The sequence below is a fragment of the Aquabacter spiritensis genome, assembly GCF_004346185.1.
Taxonomy (GTDB): domain Bacteria; phylum Pseudomonadota; class Alphaproteobacteria; order Rhizobiales; family Xanthobacteraceae; genus Aquabacter; species Aquabacter spiritensis.
The window spans coordinates 16,950-42,787 of record NZ_SMAI01000012.1; the positions used below are offsets into that span (position 1 = coordinate 16,950).

Genomic DNA, 25,838 nt, shown 5'->3' on the forward strand with positions numbered 1-25,838 from the left:
GTCGCATTTGTATATTTTACTATACAAATGTTGTCCAGCGCGGTAAGAGGTGCGCGCCCAGGGAATGCGGACGCACGGGGACTGCCATGACATCTGCCGAGGATCCCGTTCAGCGCCGCAAGGCCCTGATGCAGGTTCTGGCGCGGGCCGATCAGGCGGAACTCGAGGCGGCGATCGATCGCTTCACGCCGCTCCCGCCGTTGCGCGAGCCGCGCCCCGCGGAAACCGGCCTCGTCATGGTGCGCGGCCGGATCGGCGGCGACGGCGCCCCCTTCAATCTCGGGGAAGCCACGGTCACGCGGGCGGCGGTCCAGCTCAATGATGTGACCGGCGTCTCCTATCTCCTCGGGCGGGCTCCCGAACGGGCCCGCGCCGCCGCCATCCTCGACGCCCTCTGGCAGGACCCGGCGGCGCAGCCTGTGGTCGAGGAGGCGCTCGCGCCGGTGCGCCGTCGGCTCGCCGAAGCCGCGGCCGAAGCGGCGGCGAAGGTCGAGGCGACGCGGGTGAATTTCTTCACCATGGCGCGGGGAGAAGACTGATGGCATCGCCCCCGCTGGCCATGGGCTTTGCGGATCCCGCGCGCGACGCGCAGCGGGTGTTCAAGGCGCTGATGTCGGCGCTCGCGCGCCCCGGCCGAAAGCAGCGGCTCGCCGCGCGGCTGTCCCCCCCGCCGCCGCTTACACCAGAACTCGCCGCCGTCGCGCTGACGCTGCTCGATTTCGAAACGGCGGTCTGGCTCGATGCGCCTTTGGCCGGGGCGCCGGCCGTGTCCGACTTTCTGCGCTTCCATGCCGCGCCGCGGATCATCGCCGCGCCGCACGACGCCGACTTCGCCTTGATCAGCGATGCCGCGCGGATGCCGCCATTCGAGGTCTTCGCCCAGGGCACCCCGGATTATCCGGACCGCGCCACGACCCTTCTCGTCCAGGTCGCGAAGCTCGCAACGGGCGCGCTCCGGCTTGAAGGGCCCGGGATTGCAGGCCGTGTCGGCGTCTCCGCAGCGCCGCTGCCGGACGACTTTCCCGCACGGATCGCCGCCAATGCCGCGGGCTTCCCGCTCGGGATCGATCTGTTCCTGATCGCCCCCGACGCCGTCGTCGGCCTGCCGCGCTCGGTGCGCCTCGCGGAGGGAAACTAACCCATGTATGTCGCGGTCAAAGGCGGAGAGACGGCGATCCGCAATGCGCATGCGCTGCTTGCAGAGGCCCGCCGCGGCGACCCCGCCGTGCCGGAAATCGGCATCGACCAGATTCGCGAACAGCTCGCTTTGGCAGTCGACCGGGTCATGGCCGAAGGCAGCCTGTTCGACCGCGACCTTGCGGCCCTGGCCCTCAAACAGGCGCGCGGCGACACGATCGAAGCGATCTTCCTGCTGCGCGCCCTGCGCACCACCTTGCCGCGGTTCGGCGCTGCGCTGCCGGTCGACACGGCGACGATGACGCTTCGGCGCCGCATCTCGGCAACCTTCAAGGACCTGCCGGGCGGCCAATTGCTTGGCCCCACGTTCGATTACACCCATCGCCTGCTCGATCCGGCTTTGGCGACTCAGACGCCGGCCGCGCCGGCCCCGGCGGCGAAAGCCACGCCGAAAGTCAGCGCGAAAGCTGCTTCGAAGGCCGCTGGAAAGGCCGCCCCCAAGCCCCCCATGGGGGAGACGAGCACGCCCGCCGCGCCGGTCCCGCGGGTGACGGACCTGCTCGGCGACGAGAAGCTGATCGAGCCCGCGCCCGCCGATACCGGCGCCGAGCCGCCGGACCTCACCCGCACGCCCCTTGCCTTCCCGGCCGACCGCGCGACGCGCCTCCAGAACCTGGCGCGGGGCGACGAGGGCTTTCTGCTCGCTCTCGGCTATTCCACCCAGCGCGGCTATGCCCGCACGCATCCCTTCGTCGGCGAAATCCGGATCGGCGAGGTGGAGGTCGAACTGTTCGTGGAGGAATTGGGCTTTGCGGTCCCGCTTGGCGCGGTCTCCGTCACGGAATGCCAAATGGTCAACCAGTTTCACGGCACAGCCGAGGCGCCGCCGCAATTCACCCGCGGCTATGGGCTGGTGTTCGGCCAGAGCGAGCGCAAGGCCATGTCGATGGCGCTGGTCGACCGGGCGATGCGCTGGGAAGAACTGGGCGAGACCTTGAGCGCCCCGGCCCAGGATGCCGAATTCGTGCTCTCCCATTCCGACAATGTGCAGTCCACCGGCTTCGTGGAACATCTGAAGCTGCCGCATTACGTCGACTTCCAGGCCGAACTCGGCCTGGTCCGCCTGATGCGCGGCGCGCATGCCGCGGCATCCGACGCGCTGCAGGACGGAGATCCCGAATGAGCGCGATGCCGACGATCACCTACAATTTCGGCTATCTCGACGAGCAGACCAAACGCATGATCCGCCGGGCGATCCTGAAGGCGATCGCGATCCCCGGCTATCAGGTGCCGTTCGCCAGCCGGGAAATGCCGATGCCCTATGGCTGGGGAACCGGCGGCGTCCAGGTCACCGCCGCCATTCTCGGCCCGGACGATATCCTGAAGGTCATCGACCAAGGCTCCGACGACACCACGAATGCGGTCGCGATCCGCAGCTTCTTCGCGGCGACCGCCGGGGTCCGGACGACGACGCGGACCAAGGAGGCGACGATCATCCAGACCCGCCACCGCGTCCCGGAGACGAAGCTCGGGCCGGAACAGATCCTGGTCTATCAGGTGCCGATCCCCGAGCCGCTGCGCTTCCTCGAGCCGCGCGAGACCGAGACGCGGACGCTCCATGCTTTGGCCGATTACGGCCTGATGCACGTGAAGCTCTACGAGGACATCGCCCGCCACGGCCATATCGCCACGACCTATGCCTATCCGGTCATGGTCGCGGGGCGCTATGTGACGGACCCCTCCCCGATCCCGAAATTCGACAATCCCAAGCTCGACGACTGCCCGGCGCTGCAATTGTTCGGGGCGGGGCGCGAGCAGAGGATCTACGCCATTCCCCCGCACACCCGGGTCGTCTCGCTGGATTTCGAGGATCATCCGTTCCGCGTTCAGCGCTTCGACCGGCCGTGCGCCCTGTGCGGCGCCGAGGACGTCTATCTCGACGAGGTGATTCTGGACGATCGCGGCGGGCGCATGTTCGTGTGCTCGGACACCGACCATTGCGACCAGCGCCGCGCTGCCGGCCATGCCGGCACGATGGCGCCGCAGGGGGCGCCCAAAGGAACGTCCAAGCCATGAACCCGAACGACATGAGCGCGGACGACGTGGGCGCGAACGACATGAGCGCGGACGAACCGCCGCTTCTCTCCGCCCGCGGGCTGACGAAATATTACGGGGCGCGGGCCGGCTGCCTCGACGTCGACCTCGATGTCTATCCCGGCGAAGTCCTGGCCATTGTCGGCGAATCCGGTTCCGGCAAATCGACCCTGCTCGCATTGCTCGCGACCGAACTGGCGCCGAGCGCCGGCACGGTCGGCTACAGAATGGCCGGCGACGCGCTCACCGACCTCGCCACCCTCCCCGAAGCCGACCGCCGCCGGCTGCTGCGCACCGAATGGGGATTCGTGCGGCAGAATGCCGAACAGGGGCTGCGCATGGCGGTGTCGGCGGGCGGCAATGTCGGGGAGCGGCTGATGGCGATCGGCTGGCGCAATTACGGCGCCATCCGCGCCGAGGCCGGCGATTGGCTCGGCCGGGTCGAGATTGCCGACGACCGGATCGACGACGATCCGCGCGGCTTTTCCGGCGGCATGCGCCAGCGCCTGCAGATCGCCCGCAATCTGGTGACGCGCCCGCGCCTCGTCTTCATGGACGAGCCGACCGGCGGCCTGGACGTCTCGGTCCAGGCGCGCCTTCTGGACCTGATCCGCTCGCTGGTGGCCGATCTCGGCGCCGCCGTGATCATCGTCACCCACGATCTCGCCGTGGCGCGCCTGCTCTCCCATCGCATCATGGTGATGCGCCACGGCCGGGTGATCGAGACCGGCTTGACCGACCAGGTGCTCGACGATCCCCGCGAGCCCTATACCCAGCTCCTCGTCGCCTCGGTGCTCGCCGCATGACCAGACCGGCCCGCAGCCATCCCGACCCTCGGCCGATCCCGGCGCCGGCAACGCCCCGCCTGCGTGTCGAGGGGCTGACCAAGGCCTTCACGCTCCATCTGCGCGACGGATTGCGCCTGCCGGTCGTGCAGGGGCTTTCCTTCACGGTCGCGCCGGGCGAATGCGTCGCGCTCGGCGGCCCCTCGGGCGCGGGAAAAAGCTCGATCCTGAAGATGGCGTTCGGCAATTACCGCGTCGACAGCGGCGCGATCCTGATCGCCGACGGCGCGCAGATGGTGGACGTCGCGACCGCCGCCCCGCGCCGCGTGCTGCGGCTGCGCCGCGAGCGCATCGCTTATGTCAGCCAGTTCCTGCGCGTCATCCCGCGCATCGCCACCCTCGACGTCGTCAGCGAGCCGCTGCGCGGCGACGGCGTGCCGGCGGACATCGCGGCGCGGCGGGCCCGCGATCTGCTCGCCCGGCTGAACCTGCCGGAACGGCTCTGGGCGCTGCCGCCGGCCACCTTTTCCGGCGGCGAGCAGCAGCGCGTGAACGTCGCGCGCGGCTTCATCGCGCCGCGCGATTTGCTTCTATTGGACGAGCCCACCGCCTCCTTGGACGCCGAGAACAGCGCCGCCGTCGTCGCCCTCATCGCCGAAAAGAAGGCGGCCGGGACCGCCTTGCTCGGCATCTTCCACGATGCGGCGGTGCGCGACGCGGCCGCCGACCGCATCGTCGACGTGACCCGGTTCGGAGCCCAGCCATGACGGAAACCGTGTTCGCCAATGCGCGCCTCGTCCTTCCCGACGCGGTCGTGGCCGGCCATCTGGTGGTGCGGGACGGGGCGATCGTCGAGACCGGAACCGGCGCGACGCCCCGCGCGGCCGAGGATCTCGGCGGCGACTATCTGCTGCCGGGCCTCGTCGAGCTGCATACCGACCATGTCGAGGGGCATCTGGTCCCGCGGCCCAAGGTGCGCTGGAATCCGGTCGCCGCGGTGCTCGCCCACGACGCCCAGATCGCCGCCTCTGGCATTACCACCGTGTTCGATTCGCTGCGCGTCTGGCCGGACAAGCGGGCGGTCGGGATGGACGGCGACGCGGCGAGCCTCGCCGAGGCGCTCGACGCGGCGAAGGCCACCGGCGCGCTGCGGGCCGAGCATCTCATCCATCTGCGCTGCGAGGTCGCCACCGACACGGTCGCCGAGGATGCCGAGGCGATCATGGCGCGCCACGACGTCCGGCTGGTCTCGCTGATGGACCACACGCCCGGGCAGCGCCAATTCACCAGCGTGGAGCAGTTCCGCGCCTATTACATGAAGAAGAGCGGCATCACGGCCCCCGAAATGGACGTGATCGTGGCGACGCGGCTCGATTTTCACGCGCGCTATGCGCGCGCCAACCGGGCCCGCCTGGTGGCGATGGCGCATCAGCGCGGCATCGTCCTCGCCAGCCATGACGACGCAACCGACATCCATGTCGCCGAGGCGATCGGCGACGGCGTGTCGATCGCGGAATTCCCCACCACCGAAGCCGCCGCGCGGCTCTCCCACGCGGCCGGAATCCGGGTTCTGATGGGCGCGCCGAACCTGGTGCGCGGCGGCTCCCACACCGGCAACGCGGCGGCGGAGGCGCTGGCCGGCGCCGGTCTCCTCGACATCCTGTCGTCCGATTATGTGCCCTCGAGCCTGCTCTGGGCCGCCTTCGACCTGCCGCGCCGCAATCCCGCGATCCCGCTTCCCGAGAGCGTGCGGATGGTCTCTCTGAACCCGGCCGAAGCGGCGGGCCTCACCGACCGGGGCGCGCTGATGCCCGGCCGGCGCGCCGATCTGATCCAGGTGGCGTTGGCCGGCGACCTGCCGGTGGTCAAGGCGGTGTGGCGCGCGGGACGGCGCGTCGCATGAGGCCGGCCCTGCTCGGCCCCGGGCCGCTGATCCTCGTGGTCGGCCCGTCGGGCGCCGGCAAGGACACGTTGATCGACGGCGCGCGGGCGCACCTCGCCGACCGGGCGGATATTCGATTCGCCCGCCGCCTCGTCACCCGCGCCCCCGGCGCCGGAGAGGCGCACGGCACCCTCACGCCGGACGCCTTTGCCGCGCAGCGCGCGACGTTCGCCCTGCATTGGGACGCCCACGGATTGTCTTATGCGCTCGGCCCGGAGGTGGTGGCCTGGCTGGCGGCGGGCGACACCGTGGTCGCGAACGGCTCGCGCGCAACCCTGCCCGCGGCGCGGCAGCGCTTCGCCATGCTCCAGATTGTCCATGTCACGGCCCCGCCGGAGGTCCTCGCCCAGCGCATCGCGGCGCGCGGACGCGAGACCGGCGGCGATGTCGCCGCGCGTTTGGCCCGCACGCCGCCTTTGGACGCGCCGCCGCAGTTCGAGATCGAGAATGTCGGGACCGCCGCCGAAGGCAGCGCGCAGCTCGCCGCTTTCATCGCCCGCACCGCCGATGAATGCAGGGCCGCGGCGCGCACGTAGACCGCCCGCCGCGCACCGGCGGACCCGCGCTTATTGCCGGTAATGCTGGATGCGCGTGGTGCGCAGGCCCGGCAGGCCGTGCCGGTCGATCGATGCCTGCCAGGACAGGAATTCGTCGACCGTCAGCGTGTAGCGCCGACAGGCCTCCTCCAGGCTGATCAGCCCGCCGCGCACCGCCGCGACGACTTCCGCCTTGCGCCGGATCACCCAGCGGCGGGTGTCGGGCGGAGGAAGATCCGCTACGGTCAGCGGACTTCCATCCGGCCCTATGACGTATTTGACTCTTGGCCGATACGCATCGGTCATCGTTACGCTCACCCATTACACGAACCCAACCCAAGGCAATCGTGAGCGAAGCCGATGAACATTTCCCTAAAGGACAAGTAGAATATGTTATTTACTTGTCTTAACAGCTTATGAAGCGAATTATTGGATCCGCGCAAGGCGCGCCCGTGCCCGTCCGGGCTGCGGTCAGCCTTCGATCCGGTCGAAATCGGCGATGACGCGCGTCGCGTCGCGGATCTCGTCCAGCAGCCGCAGGCGGTTGACGCGCAGTTCGCCGTCCGTCGCATTCACCGTGACCGCCTCGAAGAAGGCGTCGACGGGGCCGCGCAGATGCGAGAGAGCCGCCATCGCCGCCGCGAAATCCTCGCCGGCCACGGCCTCGGCAACCTGGCCCTTCACCGTTTCGATCGCCGCGGCGAGCCGCTCCTCCGCGGGCTCGACCAGACGGCGCGCGTCGGCCGGCCCGGCATAGCGGGCGCCGTCCTTCTTCTCCTCGATGCGCAGGATATTGACCGCGCGGCGATAGCCCGCGAGCAGGATCCGGCCGTCCTCGGTCTCGAGGAAGCTCTGGAGCGCCTCGACCCGCCGCACGATCATCAACAGGTCGTCCTGCCCCGGCAGCGCGAACACCGCATCGACCAGGTCGTGCCGCGCCCCGCGCTCGCGGACATGGACCTTCAGCCGCTCGGCCAGGAAGGCCAGGAGATCTGCCGACAGATCGGCGGCCATGGAAAGCCCCTCGACCCGCGCAATATCGCCCGGCGGCGTGTCGGGCCCAGCCTTGACGAGGCGGCGCGAGAGGTTGCGCAGCAGATCGCTGACCACCTTGTCGGCCAGCGATTCGAGGTGGAACACATCGTGCGGATGCGCGTCGTAATGCGCTTCGCCCAGGATCGGCCGCGACGCCTCGATCAGAATCGGCTGGAGCTTCAGGCGCAGCCGGTTGTCGAGCACGATGCGGATCACGCCGAGCGCCGCGCGGCGCAGGGCATAGGGGTCCTTCGAGCCGGTGGGCTTCTCGTCGATGGCCCAGAACCCGACCAGTGTATCGATCTTGTCGGCCAGCGCCACGGCGACCGAGACCGGCGCGGTCGGAACGCGGTCGGCGGGGCCCTGCGGCTTGTAATGCTCTTCGCTCGCAGCCGCGATCTCGGGCGCGAGCCCCTCGGCCTGCGCATAATAACGGCCCATGAGCCCCTGAAGCTCGGGGAATTCCCCCACCACCTCGGTCAGGAGATCCGCCTTGGCGAGGCGCGCCGCCTGCTCGGCGAGCCCGGGTTCGGCCCCGATCTGCGGCGCCAGCGCCCGCGCCAGGAGGGCGATGCGGTCGATGCGCGCCGCCTGCGAACCCAGCTTCTCGTGGAAGGTGATCTGCGCAAAGCGCGCCAGCCGGTCCTCGAGCTTCGTCCGGCGGTCCGTGTCCCAGAAGAATTTGGCGTCCGACAGTCGGGCGCGGATGACGCGGCCATTGCCGGCGACGATCTGCGCGCCGCCGTCGCTGGCGGCGAGATTGGAGACCAGGATGAAGCGGTTGGCGAGCCGTCCGGTGCGCGGGTCCCGGAGCACGAAGCACTTCTGATTGGCGCGGATGGTCGCCCGGATCACCTCGTCGGGAATGTCGAGAAAGGCCGCCTCGAACACGCCCATCAGCACGACCGGCCATTCCACGAGACCGGAAATCTCATCCAGCAGCGCCTCGTCCTCGATCAGTTCGAGGCCGTGGACCAGAGCGAGATCCTTGGCATCGGCCAGGATCGCCGCCTTGCGGCGGTCGCGGTCGGCGATGACCTTGGCGGCTTCGAGCTTGGCCAGCCAGTCCTCGAGCCGGCGCACTTCGATCGCCCCCGGCGCGAGGAAGCGGTGGCCATAGGTGACGTTCGAGGCGACGATGCCGTCGACCTCGAAGCGGATCACTTCGGGATCCTCGATCTCGGTTCCAAAGGTGCACAGGATGGACTGGAGCGGCCGCACCCAGCGCAGCGTTCCGGATCCCCAGCGCATCGATTTCGGCCAAGGGAAGGACCGGATGATGTCCGGAACGATCTCGGCGATCACCTCGGTGGTGGGCCGGCCGGGCCGCTCGACGCGTGCGACGTAGAAATCGCCTTTCTTCGGATCGGTCTGGACCTTCGCCTGATCGATCGATGTGAGGCCCGCGGCCTTGAGGAAGCCCTGGAGAGCCGCCTCCGGCGCCCCGACCCGAGGTCCCTTGCGCTCCTCCCGCACATCGCTCTGCCGGCCGGGAAGACCGTGGACCGCAAGCGCCAGGCGGCGCGGCGTCACGAACGCCTTGGCGCCTTCATAGAGCAGGCCGCGCTCGACCAAGGCATCGGTCACCAGCCGGCGCAGCGCGTCCGCCGCCTGCGCCTGCATGCGCGCGGGAATTTCTTCGCTGAAGAGTTCGAGGAGAAGATCTGGCATGGCTTTCGGGGCGCGGCAGCCGGTTGGAGGCGGAGGGGACTGCCTAGAAGGTTTCCGTCCCGGCGTCGAGACCGCGAAGTCGCGCGGCCCGGCCGGGCCGCGCGAAAAACGTTAGGTCAAGGACTGCCCGGTCCGGTCCTTCAGGGTCAGCGCGGCCGCGAGCGAAAGTGCTGCGAGGCCGATGAGATAGAAGGCGGGAGACATGTCGTTCTGCGTGCGGTTCACGAGATAGACGGCGACCATCGGCGCCGTCCCGCCGATCAGGCCGGCGGCGACATTGTACGAAATCGACAAGGCCGTGCACCGGGTCTTGTGCTTGAACATCTCGACCAGGACCACCGGCATCGGTCCGGCATAAGCCGCGATCAGAACGGCAAACCCGATCTGGCCCATCAGGATCAGCGCCGGGTCCGAGCTGTCGATCAGCCGGAACAGCGGCCACGAGAACAGAACCAGACCCGCAAGCCCCCCGACGACGACGATCTTGCGCCCCACGCGGTCGGTGAGGGCCGAGAAGAAGAAGGCGAGCGCGAGCAGAACGATCATGCTCACCGTGTTGATCTGCAGCGCTTCGCGCTCGGGCAGGCCGTCGATCTGGTGCATGTAGGTCGTGAGATAGACGAAGACGAGATAGAAGCTCGCCCCCAGCATTCCGTTGAGCGCGATGCCGCGCAGAATGTTGCGCCAATCCTCGCGCAGCGCCGCCACGATGGGCGCCTGGCCCGGCGGGGCGACGGGCTCGGGCATTTCGTTCGCCGAGCGGCGCAGGAGCAAGGTGAACCCGCCGAGCAGAATGCCGGCGAGGAAGGGCAGCCGCCAGCCCCACGCCACCAATTGGTCGGTCGTCAGCACCGACGCGGTGAGCGCCCCCACGGCCGAGCCGAGCAGCGTGCCCCCCGTCGCGCCGAGCCCGGCAAAGCCGGTGATCGCCCCGCGCCGCCGGGCATGGGCGTTCTCGCCGAGAAAAATGGCCGCCATGGTGTATTCTCCGCCGATCGAAACACCCTGCAGGAGACGCAGCGCGAGGAGGAGAAGCGGCGCCGCGGCGCCGATCTGCCCATAGGTCGGCAGAAGGCCGATGGCGACGGTGGAGACCGACATCATGCCGGCCGAGATATAAAGCGCCAGGCGCCGGCCGTGGCGGTCGCCGATATGGCCGAAGATCAACCCGCCGAGCGGGCGCATCAGGAAGGATGCGGCGAAGATGCCGAAGGCGGAGATCAGCCCGACGAACGGGTCCGCGCTGGGGAAGAAATTCTTCGCGAACACGCTGGCGAGAAAGCCATAGGCGGCGAAGTCATACCATTCGAGCATGTTGCCGAGAGAGCCGGCGGCGATCATGCGCGGCGTGATTGTCGCCCGCGGCCCGTCCGTTCCCACGCGGGGCCCGTCAAGGGCCGAAATGGTCACGCCGCGCCCCCGGCCTCGGTCCGCAGCCAGGCGGCACCGCATGCTTTGGCCAGTTCGCGGACCCGCAGGATGTAGCTCTGCCGCTCGGTGACGGAGATCACCCCGCGGGCGTCGAGAAGATTGAAGACGTGGGACGCCTTGATGCACTGGTCATAGGCCGGCAGCACCATCAGATGGCGCGGCCCGCCGTCCCCGGCGGCGAGATAGCGCGTGCACGCGCCTTCGGCCATGCGGAACTGTTCGAGCAGCATGGCGGTGTCGGCGTGCTCGAAATTGTGCCGCGAATATTCCTGCTCCGCCTGCTTGAAGACGTCGCCATACGTGACCTTCTCGGTCCCGGTGCGGCCGTTGAAATTGAGGTCGTAGACGTTCTCGACGCCCTGCACATACATGGCGAGGCGTTCGAGGCCGTATGTCAGCTCGCCGGACACCGGCGCGCATTCGAAGCCGGCGACCTGCTGGAAATAGGTGAATTGGGACACTTCCATCCCGTCGCACCAGCATTCCCAGCCGAGCCCCCACGCACCCAGCGTCGGGCTCTCCCAATCGTCCTCGACGAACCGCACGTCGTGCAGGCGCAGATCGATGCCGATCGCCGCGAGCGACCGGAGATAGAGATCCTGGAGGTCCTCTGGAGACGGCTTCAGGATCACCTGGAATTGGTAATAATGCTGGAGACGGTTCGGGTTCTCGCCGTATCGGCCGTCCTTCGGCCGGCGCGAAGGCTGCACATAGGCGGCCTTCCAGGGACGCGGCCCGAGCGCCCGCAACGTCGTCGCGGGGTGAAACGTGCCGGCGCCCACCTCCATGTCGTAGGGCTGGAGGATGACGCAGCCCTGGTCGGCCCAGAAGCGCTGCAAGGTCAGGAGCAACCCCTGAAACGAGGCGTCCGGGCGCATGTGCGGCGGAAGGGCCGGATCCATCTTCAGTCCTGCGGGCGATGAGCCGAGGGAGGTCTCGGGGGCGCGCGGACACTAGTTGCGGCGCCGCACCAGATCAAGCCCGGCGCCGGGCGCACACGCGGGTGGAGCCGGCGAATTGTTCCCGTCCGACGTGGCCGGCGAACCCACAATGCTGTGAATGAACTCAACGGCTTGAGGTGCGTTCTTGGGGACAACGGGAGGCGAAAGGAGAATTTTGCATGCGTAAGCTCAGCCTTGTCACGGCAGCCTTGCTTGCCCTCACCACCGTCGGCGCGTCCGCCCAGACGAGCGGAACGGCCGCGAGCCCCAACACCCAGGCCGGCCCGGCCCAACAGGGTGGCCGCACGCAGGCCACGCCGGGATATAGCGGCCCCGGAATGATCAATCCGGCCAATCCGGCGGCGCAGCCCACGCCGCAGAGCGGAACCACGGCCAGCCCGAACACCCAGGCCGGCCCGGCCCAGCAGGGCGGCCGCACCCAGGCGACCCCGGGATATAGCGGCGCCGGCGTGATCAATCCGGCCAGCCCCGCCGCGCAACCCACGCCGCAGAGCGGCACCACGGCCAGCCCGAACACCCAGGCTGGTCCGGCTCAGCAGGGCGGCCGCACACAGGCAACTCCGGGCGGCTCGCCGGGTTCGACCTCGTCGGCACGATGATGGCGCCGGCCGGCCCGGTGCCGCGCAGCGGGACCACCTCCGGCTCGAACACCCAAGCCGGTGCCGCCCGCCAGCGGTCGGACCCAGGCGTCCCGCCACGGTGATGCCGGGCGGGTGACCGCGGTCCCGCCGCCGGGCGACGACAATGGCCTCGGAGCCCCCGCTCCGGGGCCATTTCGCGTCCGGGCGGCAATCCCCGGCACCGGGCTCAGCGCGCGGGCGCGGGGCTCTCCCGGAGCGCGGACAGATGGCGCGCCGTATAGGTCTCCGGAAACAGCCGGTCGGGAAACGACGCCGACGCGGGCATGGTGCGGCGGAGCAGGCCGTCGATCGTCCCGGCTTTCGGGAGCGCGACCCAGGGCCGGCGGGCCGTCTCCCGGTCGTTGAGCCAGAAGGCGCCCCAATCCGCCGTCGTCGCGATCAGCTCGGCGGCATAGCTCTCGCCATATTCCAGCGCGCCCAGAAGGACGAGGTCGATATAGGACTGAACCAGCGGGCGGTGCGCATCGGGCAGGAGCGGCACGGCGGCGGCATCGGCGACGTGCTTGGGCACATAGGCCCAGATGGTTCCGGTCTCCGGCAGGCCCTGCCAGGACAAAGGCTCGATCAGCGGCCGGGCGACGGCGACCCGGTCATACCCGCCTTCGCGGCGGTCGAAGCGCGGCAGAAGTTCGGCATCGACCGGAAACACCACGCCATTGATGCTGGCGCCGGCTTCGCCCGCCCCGCGCGGCCGCAGGCCCAGCGCCGTGAAGTTGCCGCCCCGCGCGCACCAGGAACGGATCAGGCCGAAGTCCGGCGACAGCCGCGCCGGGACCACGCCCATGCCCGGCCGCCCGGTGCTCTCGCGCGAGGGCGTGTTGATCAGGCTGCCATAGCCGAAGATGAAATCGGTTGGCGGCGCCGCGAGCGGCTCGCGCCAGTAATTCTCTTTCCCCCAGGCCGGGACGGCCGACAGCCCGGCGGGCGCCGCCGCCAATCCCGCGAGGAAAGCGCGGCGGGTCATCACCATGTGCGGGATCTCCCAGGTGCACGCCGCGCCGGCAGATCGGCACGACGTGGCTCGGTACGATGTGGCTCTGTGCCCTGTGAATGCTGCAATGCAACTTCGTCCTTGCCGCCCCCAGACTCCCGTCGCATTCTGACGCTGCCGAGGGGGGATGCCAATGAAGCTGCCACGAAATTTCTTCAAGCCGCTCGCCATCGGCGCGCCCGCGCCCTATCGCGACCTGCCCGTCCGCCTGGAGCGGATGATCCATTTCGTGCCGCCCCATTTGGAGAAGCTGCGGGCCAAGGTGCCCGACCTCGCCAAGCAGGTGGACGTGGTTCTCGGCAATCTGGAAGACGCGATCCCGATCGACGCGAAGGAAGCCGCCCGGGCCGGCTTCATCGCGCTCGGCCATGCGGTCGATTTCGGATCGACCGGGCTCTGGACACGGATCAACGCCCTCAACAGCCCGTGGGCGCTGGACGACGTGATCGAGATCGTCGGGGCGATCGGCAACAAGCTCGACGTGATCATGCTGCCCAAGGTCGACGGCCCCTGGGACATCGCCTATCTCGACCAGTTGCTCGCCCAGCTCGAAGCCCGGCACGCCATCGGCAAGCCGATCCTCATCCACGCGATTCTCGAGACCGCCGAGGGCGTGAAGAATGTCGAGGCGATCGCGTCCGCCTCCCCGCGCATGCACGGCATGAGCCTCGGCCCGGCGGACCTTGCGGCCTCGCGCGCCATGAAGACGACGCGCGTCGGCGGCGGCCATCCCGACTATAAGGTGCTCGCCGACGCCGATGGCGATGCGCCCCGCGCCGGCTATCAGCAGGATCTCTGGCATTATACGGTCGGCAAGATGGTCGATGCCTGCGCCGCCAACGGCATCAAGCCGTTCTACGGCCCGTTCGGCGATTTTGGCGACCTCGCGGCCTGCGAGAGCCAGTTCCGCAACGCCTTCCTGCAGGGCTGCGTCGGCGCCTGGTCGCTGCACCCGACCCAGATCGATATCGCCAAGCGCGTCTTCAGCCCGGACCCGGGCGAGGTCGCCTTCGCCCTCAAGATCCTGGAAGCGATGCCGGACGGGGCCGGCGCGGTGATGATCGACGGGAAGATGCAGGATGATGCAACCTGGAAACAGGCCAAGGTGATCGTCGATCTCGCGCGGATCGTGGCCGCCAAGGACGCCGATCTCGCAAAACTGTACGGATTGTAAGTTGCGCCCGCCGCCGGGGGGTGGCATCAGGGGGTAAAACAAGGGGGCCGCTCATGCCGCACAATCAGAAGCCAAGGGATGCCGCCCCCCTCGCCCCGGCGCGCCGTCGTGGTGCCATCACTGGGGGACACGCCCTCGTCGCCGAAACGCCCCGCGCCGCGAACGCGTTCACGCCCCGCCTGGCCAAGTTCCGGATCGGCGAAGTCGTGCGCCACAAGCACTTCCCGTTCCGCGGCGTGGTGTTCGACGTCGATCCCGTCTTCGACAATACCGAGGAATGGTGGCTCGCCATTCCCGAAGAGATCCGGCCGCACAAGGACCAGCCGTTCTACCATCTGTTCGCGGAGAATGCGGAAAGCGAATATGTCGCCTACGTCTCCGAACAGAATCTGGAACGGGACAATTCCGACGAGCCGGTGCGCCACCCGCAGGTCGCCGAAGCCCTCGCCGAGGATGGCGAGGGCGGCTGGCAGGTGCGCCGCGACCTTCTGAACTGATCCGTCCGGCCCGGGATGCGCGCGCCCGCAGCCGGGAACGTCATTGCAGCGTGGTCTCGGCAAGCCAGGTCTTCACCGCATTGAGCGCCTCGCCGCGATTGCCGGTGCGGTGCTGCGCCTCGTCATAGATGGCGAGCTGCATGTCCGCGCTGGTCCCGTCCGTTGCGATGGTGCGCAGATGAAGCAGCGCATCCAGCGCGCCCAGCGCGTGGGCGTCGTCGGAAACCAGCGCAATGAGCGCCTCGACCGCGTCGGGCACGCCCACCGCCCGCTGCTGCACGCGGTCGACGAACGAGCCGTGGACGCCGTAGCGCTGCGCCCGCCATTTGTTCTCGTTCGCGATCGCCCGATCCACCGCGCCGACCTGCCGGTTATGGTCGGGATTGCGCACCAGGAAGCGCACGAGGCTCCGGTACAAAGCCGCGATCGCGACCGTATCCTCGACCCGGGTGCAGCTGTCCGGCGCGCGCAATTCCAGCGTCGGATGCTTCGACGAGGGCCGGATCGCCCACCACACATAGCTCGAATCCGCAATCGCCCCCGCCGCGACGAGGGCCTGCACATAGGCCTGGTACGCCGCATTGTCCTCGAACAGTTCCGGCAGGCCGGTGCGCGGCAGTTCGTCATAGGCCGCCAGGCGATAGCCCATCAGCCCGGTCTGCTTCGCCCCCCAGAACGGCGAGGAGGTCGCGAGCGCGATGAAATGCGGGATATAAGGCAGGATCCGCCGCATCACGTCGACGCGCTGATCGGGATCCGGCAATTGGACATGGACGTGCAGGCCGCACACCATGTTGCGCTCGCCCAGCATTTGGAGATCTTCCATCAGGCTGTCATAGCGGTTCGCCTGGGTGTGCCGCACCCCGTCCCAGGTCGCCGTGGGATGGGTGCCGGCAGCGATGAAGCCGAGCCCATGTTCGGCGGCGACCCGCGCCGCGCGCCCGCGCAGATCCCGCAGGTCCTCCAGCGCCCCGCCCGTCCAGGTCGCCGGCTCGGTCGCGATCTCCAGCTGGGATTGCAGCAGTTCGACCGTCACGGCATCGCCGAGCGCCAGCTTCAGCTGGTCGAAGAAGCCGGCCGGCATGCGCCGCTGAACGGTGTTGGTGTCCGCATCGACGACGAAGAATTCCTCTTCGATGCCGAAGCGATAATCCTGGGACATGAAATCTCCCTCCGCCTCACTCCTGAAGCGAGCCTTAAACGCCACGCTCGCGTCCGCGGTTTCCTCGATCGGTGAAAAATCGCACGGCGCAGGCGCTTGTGTCTGGCGCGAACGGAGCGCCCCATGTCCCGCAAGGCAAATAGTCCATCGTCGCGGCGCAAATACGCCTTTAGCCCGGCCGGATCAGTTTTCGAATTCTATCGTTTCGACACACGGGCTGCGTCCCGCGCCTGTGGTTTTACTCGCAAATGCTCGCAGAGGCAGGGATGGGCGGAAATTTCATTCCCCACCGGCAAGCAAGCGGCCGAAGGCCCGAACGGGTCAGCCCCGCAGATCGCCCCGCGTCGCCTGAATCAGCGCCAGCGCCGCGATCGCTGCAGTGTCCGCCCTGAGGATGCGTGGGCCGAGCGAGAGGATCAGGGTCCGCGGCCGCGCGCGCAGCATCGCGCGCTCTTCCGCCGCAAAACCGCCTTCCGGCCCGATCAGGAGGGTCGCAGCGCCCGCGGGCGCGCCGGTCAGCGCCGCGATCGGATCCGCCACCGGGGCGGCTTCGTCGCAGAAGACGAGCAAGCGCTCGGCCGGCAGGCCACCGAGCCAGCGCTCGAGGGGAAGCGGATCGTCGAGGTCGGGGATCGCGAGGATCCCGCATTGCTCCGCCGCCTCGATCGCATTCGCCCGCATCCGGTCGAGATTGACGCGCGCGACCTGGGTGTGGCGGGTCACGACGGGCGAGAGGCGCCCGACGCCCATCTCGACCGCCTTCTGAACCATATAATCGAGCCGCGCATGCTTCAGCGGCGCGAAGGCATAATCGACGGTGCCGAGCGGGGTCTGGTCGCGGATCCGCCGCTCGATCCGCATCTGCACGGCCCGCTTCGGGCCCGCGATGCGGTGCGCCAGCCATTCCCCGTCCTGCCCGTTGAACAGAAGCAGCGCGCCGCCCTCCGGCAGCCGGATCACATTGTTCACGTAATGCGCCTGGTCCGGCGCCAGGGCGACCTGCGCGTCTTCGGCGAGCGGTTCGGAGACGAAGAGGCGCTGCGTGCGGAGGGGAATGCTCATTTGCCATCCTCCGCGCCGGTCGCGCCGGAGGCGGAGAAGCCCTTGAGATAGGCGATCAGATTGGCCCGCTCGGCTTCGCCCTTGATGCCGAAAAAGGCCATCCGCCCACCGGGCGCCACCACTTTCGGATTGGCGAGATAGGCATCGAGCGTCGCAGCGTCCCAGGTCCGGCCGGCCGCACCGCCGTCGCGCAGGTCCTGCGAATAGGTGAAACCGGGAAAAGCCGCCCAGCGCGCGCCGACGATCCCGTTCAGCGGGGGGCCGACCTTGGCCTTGGCGCCGGGCCCGACGGCATGGCAGGGCAGGCATTTGCGGAACGCCTGCTCGCCTTTGGCGATGTCGGGCTCCGCAGCGTGGAGCGGCGGCGACAAAAGGGCAAGCCCCAGGGTCGCAACGGCCAGGATCGGACGGGCGCGGGACGGAGCCATGAGCGGAGAGCGGTCCATGACGCGGGATATGCACCGGAAGCGGCCGAACCTCAATGCGCCAAGGTCGCACCCCGTGCACCTAAGGGCCGCCGGCCCGAGACTTGGATGCCGGCGGCGGCTCGGATACCATCGGCGCATGCCGCCTGCCGTCCCCGCTCCTTCCGCCCCGCCGACGCCCGGGACGATCGTCGTCAAGCTGGGCGGAAGCCTCGCCGGGGCGCCGGACCTCTTCACCTTCACGGCGCAATTCGCGACGCGCGACGATGTGGTGATCGTGCCCGGCGGCGGACCGTTCGCGGACGCCGTCCGGCATGCGGAAGGCCCGCTGCGTCTGTCGCGCGGCGCCTGCCACCGCATGGCGATCCTCGGGATGGAGCAGATGGCGCACGCTTTGCGCGACATCGCCCCTGCGCTGCGCCCCTTGCGGACCCTGGACGAGGTGCGCCGCCATCGCGCCGGCCTGTGGTTCCCGGCCACCGAACTGCTCGGCGCCGACGACATCGAAGAAAGCTGGGATGTCACGTCGGACAGTCTGGCCTGCTGGCTCGCCCGGCGGATCGGCGCCGCACGCGTGGTCTTGGTGAAGGCACCCGGCGCCGTCCCGCCCATGAATGCCGCTGCCGCGACGTCCGCCGATATCGCCGGCTGGACGCGATCCGGGCGCGTCGACGGGGCATTTGCCGCCTATGCGGCGGCGTTCGGCGGTCCGGTCCATGTGATCGCCGCCGACGATGCGGCCGGGATCGCGCGTCTGTTCGGTCCCCTCCCCCGTCGGAGCGCCGCATGAACGCCCCCGCCCCGCGCTGGGCCTGGGCCCTGTCCGGCTCCGGTCATTTTTTCTCCGAGACGTTCGATCTGCTCGCAGAGATCGGCGATGTCGACCTGTTCGTCTCGGCGGCGGCGGCCGAAGTGCTGCGGATGTACCGCAAGGACGGCCATCCTTTGCCGCCCTCGACCAAAGTGTTCCGCGACACCACCGCGAGCGCGGCGCCGGTCGGCCTGTTCTATGAAGGCCGCTACCATACGCTGGTGGTGGCGCCGGCCTCTTCCAATACGGTGGCGAAATGCGTCCTCGGGATCTCCGACACGCTGGTCACCAATTGCTTCGCCCAGGCCGGAAAATGCCGGATCCCCGCCATCGTCTTCGCCTGCGACAGCGCGCCCGAACTGACCACGATGGCGCCGGGCGGCCCGGTGAAGGTCTATCCGCGCCGCATCGACCTCGAGAATACGACCCGTCTGAAGAGCTTCGACGACACGGTGGTGGCGGAAAGCTTCGCCGACCTCGTCTCGGCCGTCCGCGTCCGCCGGAACGGTCTGCACCCATGCCGTCCCGCCTAGCGCGCCGCTTCCCCCGCGGCGCGGCGGGGGAAAGGCGGGCGCCATGACCGAGCGGGTCGCCCTGCTCACCGGCAGTCTCGCGGAGCCGCGGCTCGCGAAGATCGCCGCCGCGCTGCGCGACGACCGGCTCGATCCGGTGGTGATCAATATCGGCGTCAAGGTGGCCGCCTTGATGACGGCGGAGATCGTGGAGCGCCGGCTACATCTACCCGAGCGCGTGGACCGGGTGGTGATGCCGGGGCGCTTCCGGGGCAATCTCGACCGCCTGTCGCTCCGGTTCGGCCTGCCTTTCGTCCGCGGCCCGGACGAGGCCGCCGATTTGCCCGATTTCTTCGCCCGCACGGGGCGAAGCGCCGACCTGTCGCGCCATGACGTGACGATCTTCGCAGAAATCGTCGATGCCCCGCGCCTTGCGATCGGCGACCTTCTCGCCCGCGCCCACGCCTATCGCGCGGACGGGGCGGACGTCATCGACCTCGGCGCCGTGCCCGGGGAAGCCTTCGACCATATCGAAGCGGCGATCGCCGCGCTCAAGGCCGAAGGTTTCGCCGTCAGCATCGATTCCTTCGATCCCTCCGAACTCGCGCGCGGCGCGCAGGCGGGCGCCGATTATCTCCTCAGCCTCACCGAGGACACGCTCGCTATCGGCCTCGGCACGCCGGCCGTTCCGGTCCTGGTCCCGGCGCGCCCGGGCGACCTCGCCTCGCTGGTGCGCGCGGTCGAGGCCTGCCGCAAGGCGAACCGCCGGTTCCTCGCCGATCCCATCCTCGACCCGATCCATTTCGGCTTCACCGCTTCGCTTCAGCGCTACGCCGAATTGCGGCGGCTTCTGCCGGACGCGCCCATCCTGATGGGCATCGGCAATCTGACCGAACTGACCGACGCCGACACGACGGGGATGACCGCCCTTCTGATGGGGATCGTCTCCGAGCTGCGCCTGAATGCCGTGCTGGCGGTCGAGGTCAGCCCGCATTGCCGGTCGGCGGTGCGCGAATGCGACCGCGCGCGGCGCGAATTCTATGCGGCGCGGGAGGCCGGCGCCTTGCCGCAGGGGTTTGGTGGGGGCCTGATGGCGTTGCGCGACCGCAAGCCGCATGCGGCCTCGGACGCGGACGTCCGGCGCCTCGCCGCCTCGGTTCGTGACGCCAATTACCGCATCGCGGTCACCGCGGAGGGGATTCACGCCTTCAACCGCGACGGCCACCATCTCGCCGCCGATCCGTTCGCGCTGTTTCCGCACCTCGAGGTCGAGGGCGATGCGGCGCACGCCTTCTATCTCGGCGTCGAGACGGCGCGCGCCGAGATCGCCCATCGCCTCGGCAAGCGCTATGCCCAGGACGAGGCCCTGGACTGGGGCGTGGCCGGGGGGCCGGCGCCCCCGGAACCCGACCGCCATCGGCTGGCATTCAAGGCCGCCGGCCCGACCCTGTCCCCCCGTCCCGGCCCGGACGCGGAGGACGAGGCATGATCCGCGAGGCGATCGTGACGACGCTCGGCCCCGACGGCGCACCGCACCTCGCCCCGATGGGCGCCACCGTGACCGAAACGGGCTATGTGCTGCAGCCCTTCCGACCGTCCCGGACCCTCGATCATCTCGCCGCGCAGCGCTGCGGCGTGATCAATTTCACCGACGATGCGCGGATTTTCGCCGGCTGCATCACCGGCCGCCGACGGGATTGGCCGACCGCTCCGGCGACGCGCATTCCCGGCGTGCGCCTCGCCGCCGCCTTGGCCCATGCCGAGGTCGAAGTCACCCATATGGACGACGACGCCGTGCGCCCGCGCTTCCTCTGCCGCGTGGTGCACCAGGCCAACCACGCCCCCTTCGCCGGGCTCAATCGCGCCGTGGCGGCGGTGATCGAGGCGGCGATCCTGGTCTCCCGCCTCGGGCTCCTGGACGCGGACCGGATCGCGCGCGAGATGGCGGCGCTGGAAATCCCGGTCGCCAAGACCGGCGGGCCGGCGGAGCGCGAGGCCTTCGACTGGCTGTGCCAGGCGGTGGCGGCGCACCGGACGGGGGGCGCCGCATGATCGCCGCCGGACCCCGGCCGGGGCTTCTCGCCAGCGTCGCGACGCCCGAGGAGATGGCGCTCGCCATCGCTGGCGGCGCCGACATCGTGGATTTGAAGGATCCGGCCGCCGGGGCGCTCGGCGCCTGGGAACTGGATGCCCTCGAGCGCGCGGTGAAGCACCGCGCCGGGGCCGCGCGGCCGTTGCTCAGCGCCACGGTCGGCGACCATCCCTGCACGGCCGACGCCCTGTCCCAAGCGGCGGAGGCGGTGGCGGCGACGGGCATTCCCCTTGTGAAAATCGGCTTCGCCACCAAGGGCTTGACATCGGCCGCGGTGGTCGCGGCGATCTCGGGGCTTGCCCCGCTCGCCCGGCGTGCGCGCCTCGTCGCCGTGCTGTTCGCCGACCAGGATCCCGATTTCGCCCTGCTCGGCCCGCTCACCGCCGCCGGTTTCCACGGCGCCATGCTCGACACGGCGGACAAAGCGGGCGGCGCCCTGCGCCATCATCTGGCGGACGCGCGGCTCGGCGCCTTCGTCGCCGAGGCGCGCGGGCGCGGGCTCCTCACTGGGCTCGCCGGGTCGCTTCGCACCACCGATATCGCCCCGCTCGCCGCGCTCGCGCCCGATTATCTCGGCTTCCGCGGCGCGCTGTGTTCCGGCGGCCGCATCGGGCGGATGGAGGCCGCCGCCCTCGCGGACGTGCGCGCGCGGCTCGACCGCGCGGCGCGCCTCCCTGACGCGGTCTGACCTTCAGGCCGAGACCGGCCGCAGGCCGCGGCAGGCGGCGATGCGGGCGAGAAGCGCGGCATCCACCGCCTCGATCGTCACGTCGCGCAGGTCGATGCCGCGATCCGGCGGCCGCACCTCGACCACGCCCGGATTGCGCGGTCCGGTCACTTCGAGCACCGTCGGCCCGAACAGGCCGACGCTCGGCACGCCGAGCGCGCCCGCCATGTGCAGCAGACCGGAATCGTTGCCGAGGAACAGGTCGGCACTCGCCAATTGGCAGGCGGCCGCGTCGAGCGGGGTCGCGGTGAAGTCGCGGATCGGCGCGGCGCCGGCGATCATCGCGGCCACCGCCTGTTCGCGCGGGCCGCCGAGGAGCCAGATGTCCCAGCCCCGCCGGGCGAAGCGCCGGGCGATCTCGGCAAAGCGCTCCGGCGGCCAGATCCGCCGGTCATTATAGGCGCCGGGTCCCAAAGCGAGGACCGGGCCGGCCGGCATGCCGCCGAGCGCCGCGCGGCGCCAGGCCTCGAGCACCGGCGGGGGGATCACCATTTCCGGCGGCAGCATCGCGCCGCAGGCGGCGAGGCGGCCGGAAAAGGCGAGCGCGCAGACCTTCTCGGTTTCGCCGTAGAGCCGCGCCTCGCCGGAACAGACCCGGTTGATCAGAACCGCCCGGCCTTCGCCGAACCAGCCGACGCGCTCGGGAATGCCGGCGAGAAAGGGCACCAGCGCCGCCTTCAGCGTCCGGCTGACGATATAAGCACGCCGATAGCCCTGCCGCCGCAGCCGCGCGGCGAGCCGCAGCTTCTGCGGCAGGCCGAAGCGTCCGTGCGGCGTATCGTCCACGAAGGCGCCCCGCAGATGCGGCACGAAGGGCACGAGGCGGTCGACCGGACTGCGGCACAGAAAGTCGATCTGCGCCCCCGGCTCCTGCAGCGCGATGTGCCGCGCGAGCGCGAAACAGCGAATATGGTCGCCGATGCCGCCGAAGCCGGCGATGAGAATTGGGGCCGATGTCACATTACGCTTCCAGCCCGACGTACCAGCCCCGCAACACCCACATACCCCAGCTCATGCCCCCGCGGAACCTGCCCGTCAAGGGCTCTCCGCGGCGGCGGCCTCGCCCTTCTGCTGGGTCTGCCGGCCGAGGGCTTCGAGGTCCTTTTCCATCTTCGCCTGACCGGCCGCGTCGAGCACCGGCGGACGGGACGGCGCCGCGGCGGGGATGAAGGTCGGATATTGCCCGGCCGGCGCCTGAGGAACCTCCGGCTCCTTGGGGCCGAACATGCCGAATATGCCCTCCCCCGCGCAGCCAGCGAGGAGCAGCGCACATCCCGCCGCGATCGCGAGGCGTACGATGCGTGTCGCGGAACCGCCCGCCATGGGGCTGCCCGCCACGGACTTGCCGGCTTCGCCCTGTCCTATTCCACCCATGAAAGCTCCGAACCCCGAACTCTGTCGACGCGGCGGGCTCCGCCCTCGCCTGCCGGCTTACGCCCCGTTACTATGCCCGAAGCCGGAAACGCGATACAGGCCCGACGCGGCGATTTCCGATCGGTCCTGAACCAAGGGAAGCCTCATGGCGACGAACAAGAAAATCATCGCGGATCCGCCTCCCCCGAAGCTCGACATGGATGCGTTCGCCCATAATCTCGCGCAATTGGTGGAAGAGGGCGGCAAGGCGCTGGCCGCCTATATCCGCCCCCGCGAGGAAGGCAAGAAGGACGATCTCGCCGACGACGTCGCCGATGCGGTGAAGACCATCGGGACCGTGGCGGAATACTGGCTGGCCGATCCCCAGCGCACCGTCGAGGCGCAGGCGCGGCTGATGACCGGCTATCTCGGCGTCTGGACCGCGGCGCTGCGGCGCATGTCGGGGGAGCCGGCCGAGCCGGTGGTCGCACCCGATCCGCGCGATGCCCGCTTCAAGGACGTGGAATGGTCCACGAACCCGTTCTTCGACGCCCTCAAGCAGACCTATCTCGTCACCAGCCAATGGGCCGACGCGATGGTGAAGGAAGCCGACACGCTCGACCCGCACGTCAAGCACAAGGCCGGGTTCCTGGTGCGGCAATTGACCAATGCCATCTCGCCCTCGAACTTCATCCTGACCAATCCCGAGCTCCTGCGCGAGACGGTCAATTCCTCGGGCGAGAACCTCGTGCGGGGCATGAAGAATCTCACCGAGGACCTGATCGAGGGGAAGGGCGACCTGCGCATCCGCCAGACCGACATGTCGGCCTTCGAGGTGGGGCGCAATCTCGCGACCACGCCGGGCAAGGTGATCTTCGAGACCGATTTGATGCAGCTCATCCAGTATGAGCCGTCGACCCCGTCGGTGAAGAAGGTGCCGGTTCTGATCGTGCCGCCCTGGATCAACAAATTCTATATTCTCGACCTGACCCCCGAAAAATCCTTCATCAAATGGCTGGTCGATCAGGGCCTGACCGTGTTCGTGGTGTCCTGGGTCAATCCGGACGCCCGCCTCGCCGCTAAGGGCTTCGACGATTATATGCGCGACGGCATCCTCGCGGCGCTCGACACCGTGCTGAAGGCGACGGGCGAGGAGCAGGCGCATACGGTCGGCTATTGCGTCGGCGGGACCCTTCTGGCCGTCACGCTCGCTTATCTCGCGGCGAAGAAGGACACCCGCGTCGCCAGCGCCACCTTCCTGACCACCCAGATCGACTTCACCCATGCCGGCGACCTGAAGGTGTTCGTCGACGAGGAGCAATTGGGCGTGCTCGAGCGCCGGATGAAGGAATTCGGCTATCTCGAGGGCCGCAAGATGGCGAGCGCCTTCAACATGCTGCGCTCGAACGATCTGATCTGGCCCTATGTGGTCAACAATTACATGAAGGGAAAGGCCCCCTTCCCCTTCGACCTGCTGTTCTGGAACGCGGATTCCACCCGCATGCCGGCAGCCAACCACTCATATTACCTGCGCAACTGCTATCTCGAGAACAATATCGCGCGCGGCAAGGCGGAGATCGGCGGCGAGCGCATCGACATGAGCAAGGTGACGATCCCGGTCTACGATCTCGCGACGCGCGAGGACCATATCGCCCCGGCCCGCTCGGCCTTCATCGGCGCGGGGCTCCTCGGCGGGCCTGTGCGCTATGTCCTGGCCGGGTCCGGCCACATTGCCGGCGTCGTCAACCCGCCCTCCAAGCAGAAATACCAGCATTGGACCGGCGGCGAGGCCAAAGGCGAGTTCGACGATTGGCTGAAGAGCGCGCAGGAACATCCGGGCTCCTGGTGGCCGGACTGGGTCGCCTGGTTCTCCGCGCTCCACCCGGAGGACGTGCCGGCCCGGCCGATCGGCGGCGGGCATTTCAACGCGATCGAGGACGCCCCGGGGCGCTACGTGCGCGAGCGCTCCTGAAACCGCCACGCAGCCCCTCGGCCCGGATCCGGTAAGGTCGGAGCGACCCTGGTCGGATCCGGCCCGGGACCAACGAGAGCGACCGCTTTGCCGATCGGTTCGCGACTCGGATCGATCGGAGCGTGCCCTCGGTCGCGCCCCTTCGTCGTCGCCGTGCCGATCGCGGTCCGCCGCAACGTTCCGCTCTATCCCGCATAGGCGCGCCGGATGGCGGCGAGGTCGATCTTCGTCATCCCCATCATCGCGCGCATGGCGCGTTCCGACTGCGCCGGCGTGCCGGAGACGATCATCTCCGGCACCTGCCAGGAATTGATCTGCCAGGTGAGGCCGAACCGGTCGGTCAGCCAGCCGCAATCGTGGCCCTCCCCGCCTTCGCCGAGCGTCGTCCACAGACGGTCGATCTCCGCCTGGGTTTCGCAATCGACGAACAGCGACACCGCACCGGTAAATTTGAAATGCGGGCCGCCATTGATCGCGCCGAAGGTCTGCCCGGCGAGTTCGAAGGCGATCGTCATGACCGAGCCCTCGGGACCCGGCCCCGCCTTTCCATACCGGCCCACCTTCAGGATCCGGGAGTCCGGAAAGGCGGCGACATAGAAATCGACCGCCTCCTCGGCATTGCCGTCGAACCAGAGAAACGGGGTGATCTTCTGCCGGATTTGCATGGCGGCCTCCTCGGTTGCGCAGCCCAAAGGACGCGCAGCCGGCCCCGCCGCCGACATCGGGTCTGCCGGATTTTAAAGCCGCGCCGATCCTGACCCGCGCGGGCACAGATCGGTTGACCGTTTCCGACAAATCGTCCCGCGCACCGCCCAATTGCGCCAGC

General features: G+C 69.2%; 28 protein-coding genes. 17 read left to right on the forward strand and 11 right to left on the reverse strand.

Annotation, left to right across the window (positions count from 1 at the left end):
* Positions 1–86: 86 nt before the first annotated feature.
* Genes phnG through phnN form a run of 8 tightly spaced genes read left to right on the forward strand, consistent with a single transcriptional unit; the run spans position 87 to position 6,494 of the window.
* The gene (gene phnG / locus EDC64_RS17180; RefSeq protein WP_245504759.1) at positions 87–539 is read left to right on the forward strand and encodes a phosphonate C-P lyase system protein PhnG; all 453 of its coding nucleotides are present in this window, start codon (positions 87–89) and stop codon (positions 537–539) included.
* A complete protein-coding gene (phnH, locus tag EDC64_RS17185) occupies positions 539–1,138 on the forward strand; it encodes a phosphonate C-P lyase system protein PhnH (RefSeq protein WP_132033643.1) in 600 nt (199 codons plus the stop codon). Before phnG ends, phnH begins: the two co-directional genes overlap by 1 nt.
* A gap of 3 nt (positions 1,139–1,141) precedes the next feature.
* A complete protein-coding gene (locus EDC64_RS17190; protein WP_132033645.1) occupies positions 1,142–2,320 on the forward strand; it encodes a carbon-phosphorus lyase complex subunit in 1,179 nt (392 codons plus the stop codon).
* On the forward strand, positions 2,317–3,213 hold the full coding sequence (locus EDC64_RS17195) for an alpha-D-ribose 1-methylphosphonate 5-phosphate C-P-lyase PhnJ (RefSeq protein WP_274594956.1): 897 nt from the start codon (positions 2,317–2,319) through the stop codon (positions 3,211–3,213). The genes EDC64_RS17190 and EDC64_RS17195 overlap by 4 nt, the downstream gene beginning before the upstream one ends.
* A gap of 41 nt (positions 3,214–3,254) precedes the next feature.
* Positions 3,255–4,037 carry a phosphonate C-P lyase system protein PhnK gene (gene phnK, locus EDC64_RS17200; RefSeq protein ID WP_132033887.1) on the forward strand — a complete coding sequence of 261 codons (783 nt, stop codon included), beginning with the start codon at positions 3,255–3,257 and terminating at the stop codon, positions 4,035–4,037.
* Positions 4,034–4,783, forward strand: a complete 750-nt coding sequence (phnL, locus tag EDC64_RS17205; protein ID WP_132033647.1) for a phosphonate C-P lyase system protein PhnL — start codon at positions 4,034–4,036, stop codon at positions 4,781–4,783. Before phnK ends, phnL begins: the two co-directional genes overlap by 4 nt.
* On the forward strand, positions 4,780–5,919 hold the full coding sequence (locus tag EDC64_RS17210; protein WP_132033649.1) for an alpha-D-ribose 1-methylphosphonate 5-triphosphate diphosphatase: 1,140 nt from the start codon (positions 4,780–4,782) through the stop codon (positions 5,917–5,919). Before phnL ends, EDC64_RS17210 begins: the two co-directional genes overlap by 4 nt.
* Positions 5,916–6,494: a phosphonate metabolism protein/1,5-bisphosphokinase (PRPP-forming) PhnN gene (gene phnN / locus EDC64_RS17215; RefSeq protein WP_132033651.1), complete on the forward strand. Its 579-nt coding sequence runs from the start codon at positions 5,916–5,918 to the stop codon at positions 6,492–6,494. Before EDC64_RS17210 ends, phnN begins: the two co-directional genes overlap by 4 nt.
* 30 nt (positions 6,495–6,524) lie before the next feature.
* Here the strand turns inward: phnN and sciP are convergent, their stop codons facing one another.
* The 4 genes from sciP to EDC64_RS17235 all read right to left on the reverse strand — a co-directional run bounded on the left by sciP (position 6,525) and on the right by EDC64_RS17235 (position 11,509).
* Positions 6,525–6,800, reverse strand: coding sequence for a CtrA inhibitor SciP (gene sciP / locus EDC64_RS17220; RefSeq protein WP_132033653.1), 276 nt, complete (start codon positions 6,798–6,800; stop codon positions 6,525–6,527).
* A gap of 165 nt (positions 6,801–6,965) precedes the next feature.
* Entirely contained in the window at positions 6,966–9,200 is a 2,235-nt protein-coding gene (gene glyS, locus EDC64_RS17225) for a glycine--tRNA ligase subunit beta (protein ID WP_132033655.1), read from the reverse strand.
* A gap of 111 nt (positions 9,201–9,311) precedes the next feature.
* A complete protein-coding gene (locus EDC64_RS17230; protein ID WP_245504760.1) occupies positions 9,312–10,610 on the reverse strand; it encodes an MFS transporter in 1,299 nt (432 codons plus the stop codon).
* Positions 10,607–11,509: a glycine--tRNA ligase subunit alpha gene (locus EDC64_RS17235; RefSeq protein ID WP_132033889.1), complete on the reverse strand. Its 903-nt coding sequence runs from the start codon at positions 11,507–11,509 to the stop codon at positions 10,607–10,609. The genes EDC64_RS17230 and EDC64_RS17235 overlap by 4 nt, the downstream gene beginning before the upstream one ends.
* A 242-nt stretch (positions 11,510–11,751) precedes the next feature.
* Between EDC64_RS17235 and EDC64_RS17240 the strand changes: the two genes are divergently transcribed.
* Positions 11,752–12,192 carry a hypothetical protein gene (locus EDC64_RS17240; protein WP_132033659.1) on the forward strand — a complete coding sequence of 147 codons (441 nt, stop codon included), beginning with the start codon at positions 11,752–11,754 and terminating at the stop codon, positions 12,190–12,192.
* A gap of 208 nt (positions 12,193–12,400) precedes the next feature.
* On the opposite strand, the gene EDC64_RS17245 is transcribed toward EDC64_RS17240, so the two are convergent.
* Positions 12,401–13,204 carry a gamma-glutamylcyclotransferase family protein gene (locus EDC64_RS17245; protein ID WP_245504761.1) on the reverse strand — a complete coding sequence of 268 codons (804 nt, stop codon included), beginning with the start codon at positions 13,202–13,204 and terminating at the stop codon, positions 12,401–12,403.
* A 154-nt stretch (positions 13,205–13,358) separates the two neighbouring features.
* Between EDC64_RS17245 and EDC64_RS17250 the strand changes: the two genes are divergently transcribed.
* Complete coding sequence (locus tag EDC64_RS17250; protein WP_132033661.1) at positions 13,359–14,399, forward strand: HpcH/HpaI aldolase/citrate lyase family protein; 1,041 nt, start codon at positions 13,359–13,361, stop codon at positions 14,397–14,399.
* Between the two features lie 179 nt (positions 14,400–14,578).
* Positions 14,579–14,896 (forward strand): heat shock protein HspQ, encoded by a 318-nt coding sequence (hspQ, locus tag EDC64_RS17255; protein WP_245504768.1) that lies wholly within the window; start codon positions 14,579–14,581, stop codon positions 14,894–14,896.
* A gap of 40 nt (positions 14,897–14,936) precedes the next feature.
* On the opposite strand, the gene EDC64_RS17260 is transcribed toward hspQ, so the two are convergent.
* The 3 genes from EDC64_RS17260 to EDC64_RS17270 form a co-directional block, all read right to left on the reverse strand.
* A complete protein-coding gene (locus EDC64_RS17260) occupies positions 14,937–16,058 on the reverse strand; it encodes a carboxylate-amine ligase (protein ID WP_132033665.1) in 1,122 nt (373 codons plus the stop codon).
* Positions 16,059–16,379: 321 nt separating this feature from the next.
* Entirely contained in the window at positions 16,380–17,120 is a 741-nt protein-coding gene (locus tag EDC64_RS17265) for a 16S rRNA (uracil(1498)-N(3))-methyltransferase (protein WP_132033667.1), read from the reverse strand.
* Positions 17,117–17,548 carry a c-type cytochrome gene (locus EDC64_RS17270; RefSeq protein ID WP_132033669.1) on the reverse strand — a complete coding sequence of 144 codons (432 nt, stop codon included), beginning with the start codon at positions 17,546–17,548 and terminating at the stop codon, positions 17,117–17,119. The genes EDC64_RS17265 and EDC64_RS17270 overlap by 4 nt, the downstream gene beginning before the upstream one ends.
* Positions 17,549–17,684: 136 nt before the next feature.
* Between EDC64_RS17270 and EDC64_RS17275 the strand changes: the two genes are divergently transcribed.
* Genes EDC64_RS17275 through EDC64_RS17295 form a run of 5 tightly spaced genes read left to right on the forward strand, consistent with a single transcriptional unit; the run spans position 17,685 to position 21,648 of the window.
* Positions 17,685–18,335 carry an amino acid kinase family protein gene (locus EDC64_RS17275; protein ID WP_132033671.1) on the forward strand — a complete coding sequence of 217 codons (651 nt, stop codon included), beginning with the start codon at positions 17,685–17,687 and terminating at the stop codon, positions 18,333–18,335.
* Positions 18,332–18,889, forward strand: coding sequence for a flavoprotein (locus EDC64_RS17280; protein WP_132033673.1), 558 nt, complete (start codon positions 18,332–18,334; stop codon positions 18,887–18,889). The genes EDC64_RS17275 and EDC64_RS17280 overlap by 4 nt, the downstream gene beginning before the upstream one ends.
* 43 nt (positions 18,890–18,932) lie before the next feature.
* The gene (locus tag EDC64_RS17285; protein ID WP_132033675.1) at positions 18,933–20,357 is read left to right on the forward strand and encodes a DUF6513 domain-containing protein; all 1,425 of its coding nucleotides are present in this window, start codon (positions 18,933–18,935) and stop codon (positions 20,355–20,357) included.
* Entirely contained in the window at positions 20,354–20,920 is a 567-nt protein-coding gene (locus EDC64_RS17290) for a DUF447 domain-containing protein (RefSeq protein ID WP_132033677.1), read from the forward strand. Before EDC64_RS17285 ends, EDC64_RS17290 begins: the two co-directional genes overlap by 4 nt.
* Positions 20,917–21,648, forward strand: coding sequence for a (5-formylfuran-3-yl)methyl phosphate synthase (locus EDC64_RS17295; protein WP_132033679.1), 732 nt, complete (start codon positions 20,917–20,919; stop codon positions 21,646–21,648). Before EDC64_RS17290 ends, EDC64_RS17295 begins: the two co-directional genes overlap by 4 nt.
* Positions 21,649–21,651: 3 nt before the next feature.
* Here the strand turns inward: EDC64_RS17295 and waaF are convergent, their stop codons facing one another.
* Both waaF and EDC64_RS17305 read right to left on the reverse strand, forming a co-directional pair.
* Positions 21,652–22,647: a lipopolysaccharide heptosyltransferase II gene (waaF, locus tag EDC64_RS17300; RefSeq protein ID WP_132033681.1), complete on the reverse strand. Its 996-nt coding sequence runs from the start codon at positions 22,645–22,647 to the stop codon at positions 21,652–21,654.
* Positions 22,648–22,722: 75 nt separating this feature from the next.
* Positions 22,723–23,061 carry a hypothetical protein gene (locus EDC64_RS17305; RefSeq protein WP_132033683.1) on the reverse strand — a complete coding sequence of 113 codons (339 nt, stop codon included), beginning with the start codon at positions 23,059–23,061 and terminating at the stop codon, positions 22,723–22,725.
* 145 nt (positions 23,062–23,206) lie between these two features.
* Between EDC64_RS17305 and EDC64_RS17310 the strand changes: the two genes are divergently transcribed.
* Positions 23,207–25,012 (forward strand): class I poly(R)-hydroxyalkanoic acid synthase, encoded by a 1,806-nt coding sequence (locus EDC64_RS17310; protein WP_245504762.1) that lies wholly within the window; start codon positions 23,207–23,209, stop codon positions 25,010–25,012.
* A 185-nt stretch (positions 25,013–25,197) separates the two neighbouring features.
* Here the strand turns inward: EDC64_RS17310 and EDC64_RS17315 are convergent, their stop codons facing one another.
* Positions 25,198–25,677, reverse strand: coding sequence for a VOC family protein (locus EDC64_RS17315; RefSeq protein ID WP_132033685.1), 480 nt, complete (start codon positions 25,675–25,677; stop codon positions 25,198–25,200).
* Positions 25,678–25,838 lie beyond the last annotated feature (161 nt).

Bases quoted from the DNA above. Each gene is read 5' to 3' on its own strand.
- phnG (WP_245504759.1), top strand. From the start codon at position 87: ATGACATCTGCCGAGGATCCCGTTCAGCGCCGCAAGGCCCTGATGCAG.
- phnH (WP_132033643.1), top strand. From the start codon at position 539: ATGGCATCGCCCCCGCTGGCCATGGGCTTTGCGGATCCCGCGCGCGAC.
- EDC64_RS17190 (WP_132033645.1), top strand. From the start codon at position 1,142: ATGTATGTCGCGGTCAAAGGCGGAGAGACGGCGATCCGCAATGCGCAT.
- EDC64_RS17195 (WP_274594956.1), top strand. From the start codon at position 2,317: ATGAGCGCGATGCCGACGATCACCTACAATTTCGGCTATCTCGACGAG.
- phnK (WP_132033887.1), top strand. From the start codon at position 3,255: ATGAGCGCGGACGAACCGCCGCTTCTCTCCGCCCGCGGGCTGACGAAA.
- phnL (WP_132033647.1), top strand. From the start codon at position 4,034: ATGACCAGACCGGCCCGCAGCCATCCCGACCCTCGGCCGATCCCGGCG.
- EDC64_RS17210 (WP_132033649.1), top strand. From the start codon at position 4,780: ATGACGGAAACCGTGTTCGCCAATGCGCGCCTCGTCCTTCCCGACGCG.
- phnN (WP_132033651.1), top strand. From the start codon at position 5,916: ATGAGGCCGGCCCTGCTCGGCCCCGGGCCGCTGATCCTCGTGGTCGGC.
- sciP (WP_132033653.1), bottom strand. From the start codon at position 6,800: ATGACCGATGCGTATCGGCCAAGAGTCAAATACGTCATAGGGCCGGAT.
- glyS (WP_132033655.1), bottom strand. From the start codon at position 9,200: ATGCCAGATCTTCTCCTCGAACTCTTCAGCGAAGAAATTCCCGCGCGC.
- EDC64_RS17235 (WP_132033889.1), bottom strand. From the start codon at position 11,509: ATGCGCCCGGACGCCTCGTTTCAGGGGTTGCTCCTGACCTTGCAGCGC.
- EDC64_RS17240 (WP_132033659.1), top strand. From the start codon at position 11,752: ATGCGTAAGCTCAGCCTTGTCACGGCAGCCTTGCTTGCCCTCACCACC.
- EDC64_RS17245 (WP_245504761.1), bottom strand. From the start codon at position 13,204: ATGGTGATGACCCGCCGCGCTTTCCTCGCGGGATTGGCGGCGGCGCCC.
- EDC64_RS17250 (WP_132033661.1), top strand. From the start codon at position 13,359: ATGAAGCTGCCACGAAATTTCTTCAAGCCGCTCGCCATCGGCGCGCCC.
- EDC64_RS17260 (WP_132033665.1), bottom strand. From the start codon at position 16,058: ATGTCCCAGGATTATCGCTTCGGCATCGAAGAGGAATTCTTCGTCGTC.
- EDC64_RS17265 (WP_132033667.1), bottom strand. From the start codon at position 17,120: ATGAGCATTCCCCTCCGCACGCAGCGCCTCTTCGTCTCCGAACCGCTC.
- EDC64_RS17270 (WP_132033669.1), bottom strand. From the start codon at position 17,548: ATGGCTCCGTCCCGCGCCCGTCCGATCCTGGCCGTTGCGACCCTGGGG.
- EDC64_RS17275 (WP_132033671.1), top strand. From the start codon at position 17,685: ATGCCGCCTGCCGTCCCCGCTCCTTCCGCCCCGCCGACGCCCGGGACG.
- EDC64_RS17280 (WP_132033673.1), top strand. From the start codon at position 18,332: ATGAACGCCCCCGCCCCGCGCTGGGCCTGGGCCCTGTCCGGCTCCGGT.
- EDC64_RS17285 (WP_132033675.1), top strand. From the start codon at position 18,933: ATGACCGAGCGGGTCGCCCTGCTCACCGGCAGTCTCGCGGAGCCGCGG.
- EDC64_RS17290 (WP_132033677.1), top strand. From the start codon at position 20,354: ATGATCCGCGAGGCGATCGTGACGACGCTCGGCCCCGACGGCGCACCG.
- EDC64_RS17295 (WP_132033679.1), top strand. From the start codon at position 20,917: ATGATCGCCGCCGGACCCCGGCCGGGGCTTCTCGCCAGCGTCGCGACG.
- EDC64_RS17305 (WP_132033683.1), bottom strand. From the start codon at position 23,061: ATGGGTGGAATAGGACAGGGCGAAGCCGGCAAGTCCGTGGCGGGCAGC.
- EDC64_RS17310 (WP_245504762.1), top strand. From the start codon at position 23,207: ATGGCGACGAACAAGAAAATCATCGCGGATCCGCCTCCCCCGAAGCTC.
- EDC64_RS17315 (WP_132033685.1), bottom strand. From the start codon at position 25,677: ATGCAAATCCGGCAGAAGATCACCCCGTTTCTCTGGTTCGACGGCAAT.